The sequence below is a fragment of the Streptomyces sp. YS415 genome (assembly GCF_023544665.1).
Classification (GTDB): Bacteria; Actinomycetota; Actinomycetes; order Streptomycetales; family Streptomycetaceae; genus Streptomyces.
Genome location: NZ_JAMJFL010000017.1, coordinates 128,053 through 144,834, shown reverse-complemented (window position 1 = coordinate 144,834; position 16,782 = coordinate 128,053). Strand labels below are relative to the sequence as shown.

14 protein-coding genes, 1 rRNA gene and 1 pseudogene are annotated in these 16,782 nt (G+C 72.6%); 13 read left to right on the top strand and 3 right to left on the bottom strand.

Features of this window, described 5'->3' with window-relative positions:
* The first annotated feature begins 62 nt into the window (after positions 1-62).
* The 3 genes and pseudogenes from rrf to M8H82_RS22520 all read left to right on the top strand — a co-directional run bounded on the left by rrf (position 63) and on the right by M8H82_RS22520 (position 2,277).
* Positions 63-179: ribosomal RNA gene (gene rrf / locus M8H82_RS22530) — 5S ribosomal RNA — on the top strand.
* Positions 180-276: 97 nt separating this feature from the next.
* Positions 277-1,311: pseudogene (locus tag M8H82_RS36635) on the top strand (hypothetical protein); the annotation flags it as partial.
* A gap of 249 nt (positions 1,312-1,560) precedes the next feature.
* A complete protein-coding gene (locus M8H82_RS22520; RefSeq protein ID WP_250076691.1) occupies positions 1,561-2,277 on the top strand; it encodes a tetratricopeptide repeat protein in 717 nt (238 codons plus the stop codon).
* 88 nt (positions 2,278-2,365) lie between these two features.
* On the opposite strand, the gene M8H82_RS22515 is transcribed toward M8H82_RS22520, so the two are convergent.
* On the bottom strand, positions 2,366-3,658 hold the full coding sequence (locus M8H82_RS22515) for a DUF1015 domain-containing protein (protein WP_250076687.1): 1,293 nt from the start codon (positions 3,656-3,658) through the stop codon (positions 2,366-2,368).
* A 72-nt stretch (positions 3,659-3,730) separates the two neighbouring features.
* Here M8H82_RS22515 and M8H82_RS22510 point away from each other — a divergent pair, with 72 nt between their 5' ends.
* The 4 genes from M8H82_RS22510 to M8H82_RS22495 all read left to right on the top strand — a co-directional run bounded on the left by M8H82_RS22510 (position 3,731) and on the right by M8H82_RS22495 (position 7,740).
* Entirely contained in the window at positions 3,731-4,759 is a 1,029-nt protein-coding gene (locus tag M8H82_RS22510) for an HAD hydrolase-like protein (RefSeq protein ID WP_250076686.1), read from the top strand.
* A 61-nt stretch (positions 4,760-4,820) separates the two neighbouring features.
* The gene (locus M8H82_RS22505) at positions 4,821-5,864 is read left to right on the top strand and encodes an iron ABC transporter permease (RefSeq protein ID WP_250076685.1); all 1,044 of its coding nucleotides are present in this window, start codon (positions 4,821-4,823) and stop codon (positions 5,862-5,864) included.
* A complete protein-coding gene (locus M8H82_RS22500) occupies positions 5,861-6,898 on the top strand; it encodes an iron chelate uptake ABC transporter family permease subunit (RefSeq protein ID WP_250076684.1) in 1,038 nt (345 codons plus the stop codon). Before M8H82_RS22505 ends, M8H82_RS22500 begins: the two co-directional genes overlap by 4 nt.
* On the top strand, positions 6,895-7,740 hold the full coding sequence (locus M8H82_RS22495; protein WP_250076683.1) for an ABC transporter ATP-binding protein: 846 nt from the start codon (positions 6,895-6,897) through the stop codon (positions 7,738-7,740). The genes M8H82_RS22500 and M8H82_RS22495 overlap by 4 nt, the downstream gene beginning before the upstream one ends.
* A 15-nt stretch (positions 7,741-7,755) precedes the next feature.
* Here M8H82_RS22495 and M8H82_RS22490 read toward each other — a convergent pair whose 3' ends face one another.
* Positions 7,756-8,103, bottom strand: a complete 348-nt coding sequence (locus M8H82_RS22490) for an SCP2 sterol-binding domain-containing protein (RefSeq protein ID WP_250076682.1) — start codon at positions 8,101-8,103, stop codon at positions 7,756-7,758.
* Positions 8,104-8,145: 42 nt separating this feature from the next.
* On the opposite strand from M8H82_RS22490, the gene M8H82_RS22485 reads away from it, so the two are divergent.
* From M8H82_RS22485 to M8H82_RS22465, 5 genes are all read left to right on the top strand, one after another.
* On the top strand, positions 8,146-8,412 hold the full coding sequence (locus tag M8H82_RS22485; RefSeq protein WP_250076681.1) for a hypothetical protein: 267 nt from the start codon (positions 8,146-8,148) through the stop codon (positions 8,410-8,412).
* A gap of 7 nt (positions 8,413-8,419) precedes the next feature.
* Positions 8,420-9,235: a TlyA family RNA methyltransferase gene (locus M8H82_RS22480; protein ID WP_250076680.1), complete on the top strand. Its 816-nt coding sequence runs from the start codon at positions 8,420-8,422 to the stop codon at positions 9,233-9,235.
* Positions 9,232-10,137, top strand: a complete 906-nt coding sequence (locus M8H82_RS22475; protein WP_250076679.1) for an NAD kinase — start codon at positions 9,232-9,234, stop codon at positions 10,135-10,137. Before M8H82_RS22480 ends, M8H82_RS22475 begins: the two co-directional genes overlap by 4 nt.
* A gap of 102 nt (positions 10,138-10,239) precedes the next feature.
* Complete coding sequence (gene recN / locus M8H82_RS22470; protein ID WP_250076690.1) at positions 10,240-11,982, top strand: DNA repair protein RecN; 1,743 nt, start codon at positions 10,240-10,242, stop codon at positions 11,980-11,982.
* Between the two features lie 276 nt (positions 11,983-12,258).
* Positions 12,259-13,401: a glycosyltransferase family 4 protein gene (locus M8H82_RS22465; RefSeq protein ID WP_250076678.1), complete on the top strand. Its 1,143-nt coding sequence runs from the start codon at positions 12,259-12,261 to the stop codon at positions 13,399-13,401.
* Positions 13,402-13,410: 9 nt separating this feature from the next.
* Here M8H82_RS22465 and M8H82_RS22460 read toward each other — a convergent pair whose 3' ends face one another.
* Entirely contained in the window at positions 13,411-15,042 is a 1,632-nt protein-coding gene (locus M8H82_RS22460) for a PucR family transcriptional regulator (protein WP_250076677.1), read from the bottom strand.
* Positions 15,043-15,275: 233 nt separating this feature from the next.
* Here M8H82_RS22460 and M8H82_RS22455 point away from each other — a divergent pair, with 233 nt between their 5' ends.
* Positions 15,276-16,772, top strand: coding sequence for an APC family permease (locus M8H82_RS22455; RefSeq protein ID WP_250076676.1), 1,497 nt, complete (start codon positions 15,276-15,278; stop codon positions 16,770-16,772).
* Positions 16,773-16,782: the final 10 nt, after the last annotated feature.

Here is a 16,782-nt window from a genome sequence, read left to right as displayed (position 1 = left end):
TGTCGGCTTAGAGCAGAACGCATAATAGAAAAGTGTGCTTGTTCGCTCGAAACCATTAGGGTTTCGGTGGTCATAGCGTGAGGGAAACGCCCGGTTACATTTCGAACCCGGAAGCTAAGCCTTACAGCGCCGATGGTACTGCAGGGGGGACCCTGTGGGAGAGTAGGACGCCGCCGAACAATCTTTGGGGAGGACCCCTGGTCACCAGCGTTCAGCTGGGACCAGGGGTCCTTTTCTTTTTACAATGCTTGCGGTACCGAAGACAGGAGTCACCCGATGTCCACCAACTCTCCCGACGATCGACCGGAGCGCGACCAGCGCCGACGGGACAGTGGGGACCGCGGCGACCGTGGCGGCTACCGCCGGGATGACAACCGTGGCGGTGACCGCGGTTCCCGTCCGCCGTTCCGCCGTGATGACCGTCAGGGTCAGGGGCAGGGCGGGCCGCGTCGCGACGATCGTGACCGGGGTCCCCGTCGTGATGACCGGGGTGACCGTCCCGCCTTCCGTCGCGACGACGACCGCGGTGGCGACCGCGGCGGTGACCGTGGTGGCTTCCGTCGGGATGACAACCGTGGCGGTGGCTACGGCCGCCGTGACGACCGTCGCGAGGGTGACCGCGGTCCCCGTCCGCCGTTCCGCCGTGATGACCGTCAGGGTCAGGGGCAGGGCGGGCCGCGTCGCGACGATCGTGACCGGGGTCCCCGTCGTGATGACCGGGGTGACCGTCCCGCTTTCCGCCGTGACGACGACCGCGGTGGCGACCGTGGTGGCTTCCGTCGGGATGACAACCGTGGCGGTGGCTACGGCCGCCGTGACGACCGTCGCGAGGGTGACCGCGGTCCCCGTCCGCCGTTCCGCCGTGATGACCGTCAGGGTCAGGGCCAGGGCGGGCCGCGTCGCGACGACCGTGACCGGGATCCCCGTCGTGATGACCGGGGTGACCGTCCCGCCTTCCGTCGCGACGACGACCGCGGCGGTGACCGTGGTGGTTTCCGTGGCCGTGACGACAACCGTGGCGGTGGCTTCCGCCGTGACGACCGTGGTGGTTTCCGTCCGCAGGACCGCCGTGACGACCGTGACCGGGGTCCCCGTCGTGATGACCGGGGTGACCGTCCCGCCTTCCGCCGTGACGACGACCGCGGCGGTGACCGTGGTGGTTTCCGTGGCCGTGACGACAACCGTGGCGGTGGCTTCCGCCGGGATGACCGCGGTGACCGTCCCGACCGTGGTGGTTTCCGTCCGCAGGACCGTCGTGACGACCGCCGGGACGACCGTCGCAGTGACGACCGTCCCGCCTTCCGCCGTGACGACGACCGCGGCGGTGACCGTGGTGGCTTCCGTGGCCGTGACGACAACCGTGGCGGTGGCTTCCGCCGGGATGACCGCGGTGACCGTGGTCCCCGTCGCGACGACCGGGGCGGGCGTCCCGGTGGGTTCCGTGGGCGTGATGACCGTGGCGGCCGTGATGACCGGCGTGGCGGTGGCTACGAGCGCCGTGACGACGACCGGGGCGGTTACCGCGGCCGCGACGACCGGGACCGGGAGCCGATCAAGCGGCTGCCGATCCCCGAGGACGTCACGGGCGACGAAATCGACAAGGACGTACGGCAGGAGCTGCAGAGCCTGCCGAAGACGCTCGCCGAGGATGTCGCGAAGAACCTGGTGATGGTCGCCCGGCTCATCGACGAGGACCCCGAGGGCGCGTACGGCTACTCAAAGGTGGCTCTGCGGCTCGCGTCGCGTGTCGCCGCCGTACGGGAGGCTGCCGGGTTCGCGGCGTACGCGAGCCAGAAGTACTCCGAGGCGCTCGCCGAGTTCCGCGCCGCGCGGCGGATGACCGGGACCGTGGACCTGTGGCCGCTCATGGCCGACTGCGAGCGTGGGCTCGGGCGGCCGGAGAAGGCGCTGGACATGGCCGGGGCGCCGGAGGTGCACAAGCTCGACAAGGCCGGGCAGGTGGAGATGCGGCTCGTCGCGGCCGGCGCCCGGCGTGACATGGGGCAGGTGGACGCGGCGATCGTGACGCTGCAGAGCCCCGAGCTGGCCTCCAACTCCGTACAGCCGTGGACCGCGCGGCTGCGGTACGCCTACGCCGACGCGCTGCTGGCGGCCGGGCGGGAGAGCGAGGCGCGTGAGTGGTTCGCGAAGGCCGTGGAGTCCGACAAGGACGGCAGCACGGATGCCTCGGACCGGCTCGCGGAGCTGGACGGGGTCGAGTTCGTCGACGCCCTCGGTGACGAGGACGAGACGCCGGAGGCCTCCGACGAGGAGTAGGGCGGAATGAGGAAGGGGCGGATCCCGGCTTGGGATCCGCCCCTTTTGTTTTGCACAGGCCCGGCCAGGGTCGACAGGAGGCCGGTGTTCACAGGTCCAGTGCGCGCAGGACCAGGCCCGAGGCCGGTTTCGGGCCGAAGGACGTGGACTTGCGGGGCATGGTGACGCCCTGGCGGGCCAGGTCGCGGACGACCTCCTCGTGGACCGGGTGCATCAGCACGGCCGTACCGCCGTCGCGTTCCGCCTTGCGGACGGTGGCCGTCGCGTCGTGGATGTAGGCGATGCGGGTGGGGTCGTCCTCGGGGATGTGCCAGATCTGGTCGAGGAGCGTGGCGTGCAGGACCGTCGCGTCCAGGGTGCGCCAGGCCGGCGGGCGGTCGGTGGGGACCGTGCGGTCCAGCAGGGCGGGGTCGGGCCGGTCCACGAGGTGGAAGGCGCCGTCGCCGGCGAGCAGGAAGGCGTTGCCGTCGCGGGCCGCGCCGGCGAGGGCCTCCAGGGCGTCGGAGAGGGGGACCTCCAGGCGCTGTACGCGGAACAGGCCTTCCAGGGAGGCCACGGCGTCCGTCACCGGCAGGTCGTGCAGCAGGCGGTGGATGGCGCGCACGCGCAGGGGGTAGCGGGCCGTGTCGACGAGGAGGACGAGGCCGTAGTCCCAGGGGCTGGGGGAGGGGTGCTCGGCGCGCAGGCGGCGGTAGGTCGCCCAGCGGTGGTGGCCGTCGGCGATCAGGGCCTGGTGGCGGGCCAGGTCGGACTGGATGCGGGTCACGTCGTCGGGGGCGGTGACGGCCCACAGACGGTGGCGGAAGCCGTCCTCGGTGGTGGTCGTGAGCAACGGGGGCTGCTCGATGACGCGTTCGAGTACGACGGAGGTGTCGGCGGCCGAGCCGTTGCCCCGGTAGGTGAGCAGGAGGGGTTCCAGGTTCGCCGAGGTGGCGCGCATCAGGGCCGCGCGGTCGGCGACCACATGCGGCATCACGTCCTCATGGGGCAGGACCACATGTTCCGACGGTTCGGACAGGCGCAGGGCGCCGATGACGCCGCGCTGGACCAGGCCGCTCTCGTCGCGCTGCTCGTAGATGTAGAGGCCGGGTTCGTCGTCCGCGGTCAGGACTCCCTCGGAAAGCCAGCGGCGCAGCGTCCGGGCCGCCTGGTCGTTGCGGGCGTCGGCGGTGCCGGCCTGGGGGAGGATCAGGCGGACGATGTTGTACGGGTCGGCCGACTGAAGGTGGTGCAGGCCGTCGGGGCGGACGACGACGTCGTACGGCGGGGACGTCACGGCGGCCAGACTGCCGACCCGGTCGGGGTCGTATCGAAGGCCTCGGAACGGGGTGAGTTCGAGGCCCCGGCGCGTCTTCGCTTCCGAGTGACCTGCTGAGTTCATCCCGGCATCGTACGTGTGTCAGTGGCATGCGCGATGATCGGGGGAAAGCCGTCGAACGAGGAGCGATGCGGAATGAGCCGGAGCGTCAGGACGAGCCCCGAGGGCAGCGACCGGGCCCTGAGCGAGGCGTACGACACGGCGCTGCTCGACCTGGACGGCGTGGTGTACGCGGGCGGGAACGCGATCGTGCACGCGGTCGAGTCGCTGGCCACGGCCCGGGCGGGCGGGATGCATCTGGCGTACGTCACCAACAACGCCCTGCGGACCCCGGACGCTGTCGCCGAGCATCTGACCGAGCTGGGCATACCGACGGGCGCCGACGATGTCATCACCTCGGCGCAGGCGGTCGCGCGGCTCATCAGCGAGCAGGTGCCGGCCGGTTCCCGGGTGCTCGTCATCGGGGGCGAGGGGCTGCGGGTGGCGCTGCGTGAGCGGGGCCTCGTACCGGTGGAGTCGGCGGAGGACGAGCCGGCGGCGGTCGTGCAGGGGTACGGCGGGCCCGACTTGGCGTGGGGGCGGTTCGCCGAGGCGTCCTACGCCATCGCGGCCGGGGTGCCGTGGTTCGCGTCCAACACCGACCTGACGATTCCCAGCGCGCGGGGGATCGCGCCGGGCAACGGCGCGGCGGTGCAGGTCGTGCGGATCGCCACCGGCGCCGAGCCGCAGGTGGCGGGGAAGCCGCTGCCTCCCATGCACCGGGAGACGATCCTGCGCACCGGTGCCGAGCGGCCGCTGGTGGTCGGGGACCGCCTGGACACGGACATCGAGGGGGCGATCAACGGCGAGGTCGACTCCCTGCTGGTGCTCACCGGCGTCACCGACGGCGCGCAATTGCTCGCGGCGCCGCCGCAGCACCGGCCGACCTATGTGGACGCCGATCTGCGGGGGTTGCTCACCGGGCAGCCGGAGGTCGCGCAGGAGGACGACGGGTTCCGGTGCGGGGGCTGGACGGCCACGGCCGGTGCGGACCGGCTGGAGCTGGAGGGGGAGGGCGAGGCGCTGGACGGGCTGCGCGCGCTGTGCGCGGCGGCCTGGACGGCGGCGGGCGAGGGTTCGTGCGCGCTGGATCCGGGGAAGGCGCTGGCCCGGCTGGGGTGGTGAGACGTCGTTCGGTGCCGACTCGGCGTCGAGGCGGATTGCGAGGGTAGGCTAACCTAACCGCGTGTTGGTCGACAGTCCCCCAGAACAGCGCGCGGAGTCCGCCCCCGCGCCCCCAAGCCGCCGGGCGATACGTTCCCTTGGGCTTCTTGGCTCCGCCGTGCTCCTGGTGCTCGTCGCGCTGGCGAGTATCGCGATCGGTGCGAAGGACCTCTCCCTGGCGCAGGTCTGGCACGGCCTGTTCCAGGACACGGGGACGTACGGCGATGTCGTGGTCGACGAGCGGGTCTCCCGGACCGTGCTCGGGCTGCTCGCCGGTGCCGCGCTCGGTCTCGCGGGGGCCGTCCTGCAGGCGCTCACCCGCAATCCGCTGGCCGATCCGGGGCTGCTCGGCATCAACGCCGGTGCCTCGGCGGCCGTCGTCACGGCCATCTCGTTCCTCGGCGTCACCTCGATGAGCGGCTACATCTGGTTCGCCTTCTTCGGCGCGGCCGCGATCGGGGCGCTGGTCTGGTTCCTCGGCGGCAGCCGGGGGGCCACGCCGGTGCGGCTCGCGCTGGCGGGTACCGCGATCAGCGCGGCGCTCTACGGCTACCTCCAGGCCGTCATGATCTCGGACAACGCGGCGCTCGGCCGGATGCGGTTCTGGACGGTGGGTTCGCTGTCGTCGGCGACCGGGTCGACCATCGCGCAGGTCCTGCCGTTCCTGGTGACCGGCATGGTCCTCGCGCTCGCGCTGGCCCGGCCGCTGAACGCCATGTCCATGGGCGACGACACCGCCAAGGCGCTCGGCGCCCATCTCGGCCGCACCCGGGCGCTGTCCATGCTCGCGGCCACCGTGCTGTGCGGGGCCGCGACGGCCGCCTGCGGGCCGATCGTGTTCGTCGGCCTGATGGTGCCGCACGTGGTGCGCTCCTTCACCGGACCCGACCTGCGCTGGATCCTGCCGTACGCGGCCGTCCTGTCACCGGTGCTGCTGCTCGGCGCCGATGTCATCGGCCGGGTCATCGCCCGGCCCTCGGAGGTCCAGGTCGGCATCATCACCGCGATCATCGGGGGTCCGGTGTTCATCCTGCTCGTACGACGGCGGAGGACGGCGCAGCTGTGAGGACCAACCGTGCCGTGCGCACCCCGGGCGGCTTCTCCGCCCGGCTCGACATCCGGGCCCTGACCGTCGTACTCCTGCTGCTGCTCGCCGCGTTCGCCGCGAGCGTGGTGCTGATCGGGACCGGGGACTTCCCCATCTCGGCGGGCGACGTGGTCAAGACGCTGGTGGGCAACGGCGATCCGGGCCAGGAGTTCATCGTCAACGAGCTGCGGCTGCCGCGGGTCCTGGTGGCCCTGCTGGTCGGGGCCTCGCTCGGGCTCGGCGGCGCGCTGTTCCAGGCCGTCTCCCGCAACCCGCTGGGCAGTCCGGACATCCTCGGCCTCGGGCAGGGGGCGACGGCCGGGGCGCTCACCATGATCGTGCTGTTCTCGGGGAGCGCGGGCCAGGTCACGCTCGGTGCCCTCGTGGGCGGTCTGGTGACCGGCCTGGCCATCTATCTGCTCGCCTGGAAGCAGGGCGTGCACGGCTACCGGCTGGTCCTGGTCGGTATCGGCATGTCCGCGATCCTCACCGCCGTCAACGGCTATCTGCTGACCGTCTCCGACATCGTCGACGCGGCCCGCTCGGTCGTCTGGATGACCGGTTCCCTCAGCGGCCGGGACTGGGCGCAGGTCTGGCCGCTGCTCGCGCTGTGCGCCGTCCTGGTGCCGCTGGTGCTCGCCAATGCGCGGGGGCTGCGGATGATGGAGATGGGCGACGACGTCTCCAACGCGCTCGGCGTGCGCGTCGAGCGGGTACGGGCGCTGCTGATGATCTCCGCCGTGCTACTCACCGCGGCCGCCACGGCCGCCGCGGGCCCCGTCAGCTTCGTCGCGCTCACCGCCCCCCAGCTGGCCCGGCGGCTGACCCGCTCGCCGGGACCGAACCTGCTGCCGTCCCTGTGCATGGGCGCCACCCTGCTGGTCGTCGCCGACTGGGCCTCGCAGCGCATCTTCGGCGCCGACCAGATGCCCGTGGGCGTGGTCACCGGCGTGGTCGGCGGCGTCTATCTGCTGTGGCTGCTGGTCACCGAGCGCAGGGCGGGCCGGATATGAGCGGCACCGCGCACAAGAACATCCGAAGGAGCACTGTGAACCGCCTGTCCGCCGAGAACGTCACCCTGGCCTACGACCAGCGGGTCATCGCCGAGCAGCTGTCGGTGGAGATCCCCGACCACTCCTTCACCGTGATCGTCGGCCCGAACGCCTGCGGCAAGTCGACGCTCCTGCGGGCGCTGTCGCGGATGCTCAAGCCGAACCAGGGCCGGGTGCTGCTGGACGGGCAGGTGATCCAGTCGATGCCGGCCAAGAAGGTCGCGCGGACGCTGGGCCTGCTGCCGCAGTCCTCCATCGCGCCCGACGGCATCACCGTCGCCGACCTGGTCGGCCGCGGCCGGTACCCGCACCAGGGGATCCTGCGTCAGTGGTCGACCGAGGACGAGCGGGTCGTCCAGGAGTCGATGCGGCAGACCGGGGTCGCCGAACTCGCCGACCGGTACGTCGACGAGCTCTCCGGCGGCCAGCGCCAGCGCGTGTGGATCGCCATGGCGCTCGCCCAGCAGACGCCGCTGCTGCTGCTCGACGAGCCGACCACCTACCTCGACATCCAGCACCAGATCGACGTCCTCGACCTGTGCGCGGAGCTGCACGAGGAGCAGGGCCGCACGCTCGTCGCCGTGCTGCACGACCTCAACCACGCGGCCCGGTACGCCACCCACCTCATCGCCCTCAAGGGCGGCGAGGTCGTCGCGGAGGGGGCGCCGAAGGAGATCGTCACGGCCGAGCTGGTCGAGGAGGTCTTCGGGCTGCGCTGCCAGATCATCGACGACCCGGAGACGGAGACCCCGCTGGTGGTGCCGGCCGCGCGCAAGGCGCGCGCGGTGAAGACGTCCGCCTGAGCAGGCCCGAGCCGGCTAGAGGAGCTTCCTGAGCACCAGCAGGTCGCGCACGCCCGCGTGCAGCTTCACCCGGCCCGAGCCCCAGGCCCTGGCGAAGTGCAGCTCGCCGTCGACCAGCGCGACCAGGTCGTCGCCGGTCATGGCGAGTCTGATCTCGGCCTTTTGCGGCGGCGGTCCCTGGACGGTGTCGTGCACCTGGATCCGGCCGCCCTGGAGCCGGCCGACGAAGGTGACGTCCAGGTCGGTGAGGTGGCAGCTGACCGAGCGGTCCAGGGCGGCGGCCGTACGGACGTCCCCCTGCGCGTGCTGCATGTTGTCCGAGAGCTTCTCGAGTGCGGCGCGGCACTCTGCGATCGTGGCCATCGCGATCGACGGTACCCCAGCGCTTCGGGGTAGCGTCTGGGCATGAGCGACGCAGTCACGGAAACGGGCACCTCCCCGGAGGCGGTGGAGCCGCAGCACGACCCCGCCGCCCCGGCCCCGCTGGGCGTCCCCCGTGCCCCTACCGGTCACGCCGAGGTCGACGCGCAGCTGGAGCGTCTCGCCGACGCCGACCACCTCGCCACGGACGGACACGTCGAGGTGTACGAGGATGTACACCGGGGGCTGCGCGACGCGCTCACCGGGCTCGACGCCCGCCCCCTCGAATCGCCGTACGAAAGCAGGAGCTGAACCGAACGTGGCAGGAGTCGCACGTCGCCGTCTCGACGCGGAGCTGGTCCGGCGCAAGCTCGCGCGCTCGCGCGAGCACGCCAGTCAGCTGATCGCCGCGGGGCGCGTCTCCGTCGGCAAGACCGTCGCGACCAAGCCGGCCACGCAAGTGGAGACGGCGGCCGCGATCGTCGTCTCCTCCGACGACAACGATCCCGAGTACGTGTCCCGGGGCGGGCACAAGCTGGCCGGCGCGCTGGAGGTGTTCGTCCCGCAGGGGCTGCTCGTCGAGGGGCGGCGGGCGCTGGACGCGGGCGCGTCCACCGGCGGCTTCACGGATGTGCTGCTGCGGGCGGGGGCCGCGCACGTCGTCGCCGTCGACGTCGGATACGGGCAACTCGCCTGGACTCTGCAGAGCGATGAACGCGTCACCGTCAAGGACCGTACGAACGTACGCGAGTTGACGCTCGACGCGATCGATGGGGAGCCGGTGGATCTTGTCGTGGGGGACCTGTCCTTCATCCCGCTAGGGCTGGTGCTGCCCGCCCTCGCGCGGTGCGTGAAGCCGGACGCCGACCTGGTGATGATGGTCAAGCCGCAGTTCGAGGTGGGCAAGGAGCGGCTGGGCAGCGGGGGTGTGGTGCGCAGCCCGGAGCTGCGCGCCGAGGCGGTACGGGGTGTGGCGGGGCGGGCCTGGGAGCTGGGGCTCGGAGTGCGGGGGGTCACGGCGAGTCCGCTGCCGGGGCCGTCCGGGAATGTCGAGTACTTTCTGTGGCTGCGGTCCGGGGCACCGGCGCTGGACCCGGCCGACGTTGACCGTGCAGTGGCGGAGGGGCCGCGTTGACACAGAACCGAGCTCGAACTGTTTTCCTGCTGGCCCACACCGGACGGCCGGCGGCGATCCGCAGCGCCGAGCTGGTGGTGAAGGGGCTGCTGCGGTCCGACATCGGGGTACGGGTGCTGGCGGCGGAGGCCGCCGATCTGCCGCTGCCGGGGAGCGTGGAGCTGGTCGACGAGGCGACTCCGCAGTGCCTCGACGGGTGCGAGCTGCTGATCGTGCTCGGCGGGGACGGGACGCTGCTGCGCGGCGCGGAATTCGCGCGGGCGTCCGGGGTGCCGATGCTCGGGGTGAACCTGGGGCGGGTCGGCTTCCTCGCGGAGGCCGAGCGGGACGATCTCGACAAGGTCGTCGACCGGGTGGTCACCAAGGCGTACGAGGTCGAGGAGCGGATGACGGTCGATGTCGTCGTCCATCAGAACGGCACCATCGTGCACACGGACTGGGCGCTGAACGAGGCGGCCGTGCAGAAGGCCGGTGCGGAGAAGCTCCTGGAGGTCGTCCTGGAGATCGACGGACGGCCGGTCACCGGGTTCGGGTGCGACGGCATCGTGCTGTCGACGCCGACCGGGTCCACGGCGTACGCCTTTTCGGCGGGCGGGCCGGTGGTGTGGCCCGAGGTGGAGGCGCTGCTGATGGTGCCGATCTCGGCGCACGCGCTGTTCGCGAAGCCGTTGGTCACCTCGCCCGATTCCGTGCTGGCGGTGGAAGTGCTGCCGCATATTCCGCCGGGGGTCCTGTGGTGCGACGGGCGGCGGACCGTGGAGTTGCCGCCGGGGGCCCGGGTGGAGGTGCGGCGGGGGGCTGTGCCGGTGCGGCTGGCCCGGCTGCACCATGCTTCGTTCACGGATCGGCTGGTGGCGAAGTTCGCGTTGCCTGTTTCCGGGTGGCGCGGGGCGCCGCACTAGCCACCTGTGCGGGGTGGTTGCTCGCGCGGTTCCCCGCGCCCCTGAGCTCCGTACACTCCCCCGGGTGACAGGGTGCCTCGCGTCGCGGTGGCCCAACCTCGTATGGTCGTGTCCGTGCTGGAAGAGATGCGGATACGGTCGCTCGGAGTCATCGACGACGCGGTCGTCGAGCTGTCGCCCGGGTTCACCGCGGTCACAGGTGAGACGGGTGCGGGCAAGACCATGGTGGTCACCAGCCTCGGGCTGCTGCTCGGCGGGCGGGCGGACGCGGCGCTGGTGCGCATAGGCGCCGAGAAGGCGGTCGTCGAGGGGCGGGTCACCGTACCCCCGGGCGCCGCGGCGGCCGTACGCGCCGAGGAGGCCGGGGCCGAGCTCGACGACGGGGCGCTGCTGATCAGCCGGACCGTTTCCGCCGAAGGGCGCTCGCGGGCCCATCTCGGGGGGCGCAGTGTGCCGGTCGGGCTGCTCGCCGAGCTGGCCGACGACCTGGTCGCCGTGCACGGGCAGACCGACCAGCAGGGGCTGCTGAAGCTGTCCCGGCAGCGGCAGGCGCTGGACCGGTACGCGGGGGACGCCGTCGCGGTGCCGCTCGCCAAGTACGGGGAGGCGTACCGGCGGCTGCGGGCCGTCGCCGTCGAGCTCGACGAGATCGTCACGCGCGCGCGTGAGCGGGCCCAGGAAGCCGACCTGCTGCGCTTCGGGCTCGAGGAGATCTCCGGCGTCGAACCGCGGCCCGGTGAGGACGTGGAGCTCGCGGAGGAGGCGGAGCGGCTCGGGCACGCCGAGGCTCTGTCGTCCGCCGCGTCGGCCGCGCACGCCGCACTCGCGGGCAACCCCGAGGATCCCGAGGGCATCGACGCGGCGACGCTCGTCGCGGGCGCGCAGCGGGCCCTGGACGCCGTACGGTCGCACGACCCCGCGCTGTCGGCGCTCGCCGACCGGATCGGTGAGATCGGGATCCTGCTGGGCGATGTGGCGGGGGAGCTGGCCGGGTACGCCGACGACCTCGACGCCGATCCGCTGCGGCTGGCGGCCGTCGAGGAGCGGCGGGCGGCGCTGACCGGCCTGACACGGAAGTACGGCGAGGATGTCGCCGCCGTTCTCGCCTGGGCCGAGGAGGGCGCCGCGCGGCTGACCGAGCTGGACGGTGACGACGAGCGGATCGACGAGCTGACCGCGGAACGGGACGCGCTCCGCGCCGAACTGGGCGGGCTCGCGCAGGCCCTGACCGATGCGCGGACCGAGGCCGCCGAGCGGTTCGCGGCCGCGGTGACCGCCGAGCTGGCCTCGCTGGCCATGCCGCACGCGCGCGTGTCCTTCGACATCCGGCAGAGCGAGGACCCCGAGGGCGTGGAGGTCGGCGGGCGCACGGTCGCGTACGGGCCGTCCGGCGCGGACGAGGTCGAGCTGCTGCTCGCGCCGCATCCCGGGGCGCCGGCCCGGCCGATCGCCAAGGGGGCGTCCGGGGGTGAGCTGTCGCGCGTGATGCTGGCCGTGGAGGTCGTGTTCGCGGGGACGGATCCGGTGCCGACGTATCTCTTCGACGAGGTCGACGCCGGCGTCGGCGGCAAGGCGGCGGTCGAGATCGGGCGGCGGCTCGCGCGGCTCGCGAAGACCGCGCAGGTGGTCGTCGTGACGCACCTTCCGCAGGTCGCGGCCTTCGCCGACCGGCAGTTGCTGGTGGAGAAGACCAACGACGGGTCGGTGACGCGGTCCGGGGTGAAGGTGCTGGAGGGCGAGGAGCGGATCCGGGAGCTGTCGCGGATGCTGGCGGGCCAGGAGGACTCGCAGACGGCTCGGGCCCATGCGGAGGAGCTGCTGGCCACGGCTCGGGGGGACGGCTAGACGCGGGACGGGGGTGCCCCGGGCGGTGTCCGCCCGGGGCGGACGGGGCTCGCGGACATGCGTGCCGCTGCTCACCCATGTGGGTGACCCCGGAGGTGCTCCCGCCCGTGTCGCCCGGAGCTGTCGGGCACGTCGGCGGTGCCGGAACACCCGTACGTCCTGGCATCCTTGGCGGTACACGTCGTACGCGCAGGGATCCTCGCGGTTCACCCCCTCCGCCCGATCCTTCTGTACTTTCTTCGTGACCGCCCGACCCCGACCCAGGAGCCCGGCCACGTGACCCCCGTGAGCAGCCACTCACCGCACGGCCAGTCGCCGCTGCGCACCGTGCAGGTGCTGGGCGGAGGCAACGCCGGCAGCAGCGTGCACGTGCGGTCGCTGGCCGCGGGACTGGTCGCGAGGGGCGTGCGGGTCACCGTGTGCGCCCCCGATGAGGCCGATCACCTCTACGGCTTCACCGGGGTCGGCGCCGAACACGTGCACGTGCCCCGCAGCAGCGACCCCGGTTCGGTGGCCGCGCTCCGGGCGGTCTGCGCGGACGCCGATCTGGTCCACGCGCACGGGCTGCACGCCTCCTTCCGTGCCGTGCTCGCGCTCAGCGGGCGGCGCACTCCCCTCGTCGTCACCTGGCACGACCGGGCGTACGCCGAGGGCGCCCGCGCCCATCTCGTACGCCTGCTGGAGCGGCGGGTCGCCAAGGCCGCCTCCGTGGTCCTCGGCACCACCTCGGCGCTCGTGGACCGGGCCCGCCGCACCGGCGCCCGGGACGCGCGGCTGGCCGCCGTGTCGCTGCCCGGGGCGCGCACCGCACCCGAGGGCGAGCAGGACGAGGCCGAGCGGCTGCGGCCCAAGGTGCGGGCCGAACTCGGCGCCATCGGACGGCCCCTGCTCATCGCGGTCGGCGCCCTCGAACGGCATCGCGGCTACGAGGTCCTGCTGGACGCCTCACGGACGTGGCGCCGGATGGAGCCCCTGCCGCTCGTCGTCATCGCGGGTGAGGGGCCGCTGCGGGCCGAACTGCAGAGCCGTATCGAGGACGAGGGCCTGCCCGTCCGCCTCATCGGGCGCCGTGACGATGTGCGGGACCTGCTTACCGCCGCCGACCTCGCGCTGCTGACCAGCCGGTGGGAGGCGCGGTCGGTGCTGGCCCAGGAAGCTCTCCGCGCGCGTGTGCCGCTCGTCGCGACCGAGGTCGGCGGAGTGCCCGAACTCGTCGGCGACGCGGCCGAACTCCTCCCGTACGGCGATGCCGGGGCGCTCGCCGAGGCCGTCGTGGGACTGCTCGGCGACCCCGAGCGCTGCGAACTGCTCAGGGAGCGGGGCGCGCGGCAGGTGGGGACATGGCCGACCGAGGACGAGACGGTCGCTCAAGTGCTCAGCGTCTACGACGAGTTGACCCAGCCCCGGCCGCTGATCTGAGGCCGCCGGTCACGTCACGTGCCGGCGGGCCCGCAGTGCCAGGCTCAACGCCAGTACCGAGTGCGGGTCGTCCAGGTCGGTGCCCAGCAACTCGCCGATCCGGGCCAGCCGGTTGTACAGGGTCTGCCGGTTGAGATGCAGTTCGCGGGCCGTCTCCGCCTTGCGGCCCGCGTGCGCCAGATAGGTCTGCAGCGTCGGCAGCAGCGGTGGCTTGGAACGGGCGTCGTGCTCGCGCAGCGGGCCGATCGCGCGGTCCACGAAGGCCGCGAGGTCCCGATGGTCGCGCAGCCGCCACAGCAGCAGGTCGATGTCCAGGCGGCGGGCGTCGTACCAGGCGCGGTCGGTCAGGCCCTGCGCCGCCGTCGCCGTCTCCGCCGCGTGCCGAAGGCTCGCCGAGGCCGCCGCCCAGCCCCCCGCGACCCCGACCACCACGACCGGCGGCTGGGCCCCCGGCCGCTGCATCCCGGCCCGCTCCACCCCGGCCCGCAGCGCCGCCGCGACCCGGTCCGCGACCGCCGACCGCTCCGACTCCGAGCGCAGACCGAGCAACAGCGGCACCCGGCCCTCCACCGGCCGTACGCCCAGCAGCACCGGAACCCCCACCGACGCCAGCTCCTCGGCGACCGCACGGGCCAGGACCGCCCAGCCGCCCCCCGGGGACAGCCCGTCGCCGAGCCGCATCACCACCGGCAGCAGCGGGCCGTCACCCGGCTTGAAGCCCAGCACGCGCGCCTGCGCGGGCGCGTCCTCCGCGGCGACGCGGCCCTCGGCGAGGTCGGTCAGGAAGTCGCCGCGGCCCCGCGCCGCCAGCTCCTCCTCCTGCCGCGCCTGCATCAGGACGACGGCGAGGATGCCGGCCGCCCGTTCCGCCGCGATCCGGTGCACCGGGGCGAGCGCGGCCCGTACCGGGAGCAGGACCAGGCGCGCCCGGACCGACCCCGTGCCCGGTCCGCCGCCCGGCACGTCCACCAGCACCGAGCCGGCCGGCGGCGGCGTGTCCTTGTGCTGGCCGCGCAGCCCTTCCCACACCTGCAGCGGGTCGGCGTTCTCCGGGCCCGCCCCCGCGGCGTACAGGAGCCGGCCGTCGGTGGTCTCCAGGAAGACCGGGTTGCCGCTGAAGCCGGCGAGGATGCCCAGCACCTGGGGGATGCCGCCGCCGCCCAGCAGGGCCTCGGTGCAGCGGCGGTGGACCTCCTCGGCGCGCTGGAGGAGCGCGTAGTGGCCGTTGACGATCTCGGTGTGGATCTCCTCGGTGACCGTCACGAACGGCACCTCGCGGTGCAGCTGGACCAGCGGCAGCCCGGTCGCCCGGGCCGTGTCCACGAGGGCCGCGGGCAGCCGGGTGAAGCGCGGGCCGAGCTCCACCACCAGGGCGGCGATCCCCCGCTCGGCCAGCGTGCGGACGAAGGCGCGCTGCTCGGCCGGACGGGTGCCGAGGCCGTAGCCGGTGGTCAGCAGCAGCTCGCCGCCCTTGAGCAGCGAGGCGATGTTGGGCACCTCGCCCGCGTGCACCCAGCGCACGGTGCGCCCCAGGCGGTCGGCGCCCGCCAGGATCTCCGGGAGCCCGCCGCGCAGCCCGGGCAGTTCCAGCGCCCGCCGCACGGTGATCCCGGCGCCCTGAGTGTCGTATCCGCTGTCCATGGGCCGGACGCTACCCGCGCCGGTGCTTCCGGGACATCTCCGAGCGGTTACGGGGACGATCATCGGGTCCCGCGGCACGACAATGCGTCGCGCCGCGGCGGGATTTGTATGACCGCGTGTCTGTTGTGGCGCGCGTCACTTCGCCGCCACACTGGCGCATCCGACGCAGAAGCCCGGCTTCACCTTCGGATTTCGTTGTGACAGCACATTGAAAGTGTTGAAAGGGGCGGGGAATGTCAGAAACACCCACGCGAGAGGTCCATCGGCTCAAGGCGAATTCCGTAGGTCTGACGGGCGTGGTGTTCATGGCGGTGGCGACCGCCGCGCCGATCACCGCCATGACCGGGAACCTGCCCATCGCGGTCGGCTTCGGCAACGGCACCGGCGCGCCCGCGGGTTATCTCTTCGCGACCCTGGTGCTGACGGTGTTCTCCGTCGGCTACGTGGCCATGGCCCGGCGGATCACCGCGGCCGGCGCCTTCTACGGCTACATCTCGCACGGCCTCGGCCGGATCGCGGGCATGGCGTCCGGCATGCTCGCCGTCCTGGCGTACATCGTCTTCGAGGCGTCCATCGTCGGTGTCTTCTCCTACTTCGCGAAGACCACCGTGAACGACCAGCTCGGCGTCGATCTGCCGTGGATCCTGTACGCCCTCGCGATGCTGGCCGTCACGGCCGTGCTGGCCTTCTTCGACATCAACCTCACCGCCAAGGCCCTCGGCGTCATGCTCATCGCGGAGATCGCCGTCCTCTTCGCGGTCGCCACCGCCGTCCTGCTCAACGGCGGCGGCCCGGACGGCATCCCCATGGAGCCGATCAACCCGGTCAACGCCTTCACCGGCACCTCCGCCGGGCTGGGGCTGTTCTTCGCCTTCTGGTCGTGGGTCGGCTTCGAGTCGACGGCGATGTACGGCGAGGAGTCCCGCGACCCCAAGCGGGTCATCCCGCGCGCGACCCTCATCTCCGTGATCGGGGTCGGCGTCTTCTACATCTACGTCTCCTGGATGACCATCGCCGGCAACGGCCTCGACGGCTCCGTCGAGCGCTCCTCCGGCACCAGCCCGCTTGACCTGTTCTTCGACCCCGCCCACTCCTACCTCGGCGCCTGGGCGGTGGACACCTTCCAGTGGCTGCTGATCACCGGCTCGTTCGCCTGCGGCATGGCCTTCCACCAGTGCGCGGCGCGCTACCTCTACGCCATCGGCCGCGAGGGCTTCCTGCACCCGGCCCTCGGCCGCACCCACGCCAAGCACGGCTCCCCGCACATCGCGTCCTTCGTGCAGTCGGTCATCGCGGTCGCTCTGGTCGGCGCGTTCTGGCTCACCGGCCAGGACCCCTACATCCACCTGTACACCCTGCTCGCGATCCTCGGCACGATGGCGATCCTCATCGTGCAGACCCTGTGCTCCTTCGCCGTGATCGGCTACTTCCGCAAGAACCACCCCGAGGACCGCCACTGGTTCCGCACGCTGACCGCCCCCCTGCTCGGCGGCCTCGGCATGATCGCGGTGGTGGGGCTGCTGGTGACCAACCTGGACACCGCGGCCGGTACGGCGGCCGACTCGCTCTTCTTCGAGGCCATCCCGTGGATCGTCGGCCTGGTCTTCTTCGGCGGCCTCGGCCTCGGGTTCTATCTCAAGGCCAAGCGGCCGGAGCGCTACGAGATCATCGGCCGGATCGTGCTGGAGGACGCGGCCGAGCGAACGGAAGACCACCCCGTCAACGTCTGAGGAGCGGCAC

Excerpts from the sequence above, each read along its gene's own strand:
- M8H82_RS22455 (WP_250076676.1), top strand. The coding sequence starts at position 15,276 with ATGTCAGAAACACCCACGCGAGAGGTCCATCGGCTCAAGGCGAATTCC.
- recN (WP_250076690.1), top strand. The coding sequence starts at position 10,240 with ATGGTCGTGTCCGTGCTGGAAGAGATGCGGATACGGTCGCTCGGAGTC.
- M8H82_RS22460 (WP_250076677.1), bottom strand. The coding sequence starts at position 15,042 with ATGGACAGCGGATACGACACTCAGGGCGCCGGGATCACCGTGCGGCGG.
- M8H82_RS22490 (WP_250076682.1), bottom strand. The coding sequence starts at position 8,103 with ATGGCCACGATCGCAGAGTGCCGCGCCGCACTCGAGAAGCTCTCGGAC.
- M8H82_RS22515 (WP_250076687.1), bottom strand. The coding sequence starts at position 3,658 with ATGAACTCAGCAGGTCACTCGGAAGCGAAGACGCGCCGGGGCCTCGAA.
- M8H82_RS22485 (WP_250076681.1), top strand. The coding sequence starts at position 8,146 with ATGAGCGACGCAGTCACGGAAACGGGCACCTCCCCGGAGGCGGTGGAG.
- M8H82_RS22510 (WP_250076686.1), top strand. The coding sequence starts at position 3,731 with ATGAGCCGGAGCGTCAGGACGAGCCCCGAGGGCAGCGACCGGGCCCTG.
- M8H82_RS22495 (WP_250076683.1), top strand. The coding sequence starts at position 6,895 with ATGAGCGGCACCGCGCACAAGAACATCCGAAGGAGCACTGTGAACCGC.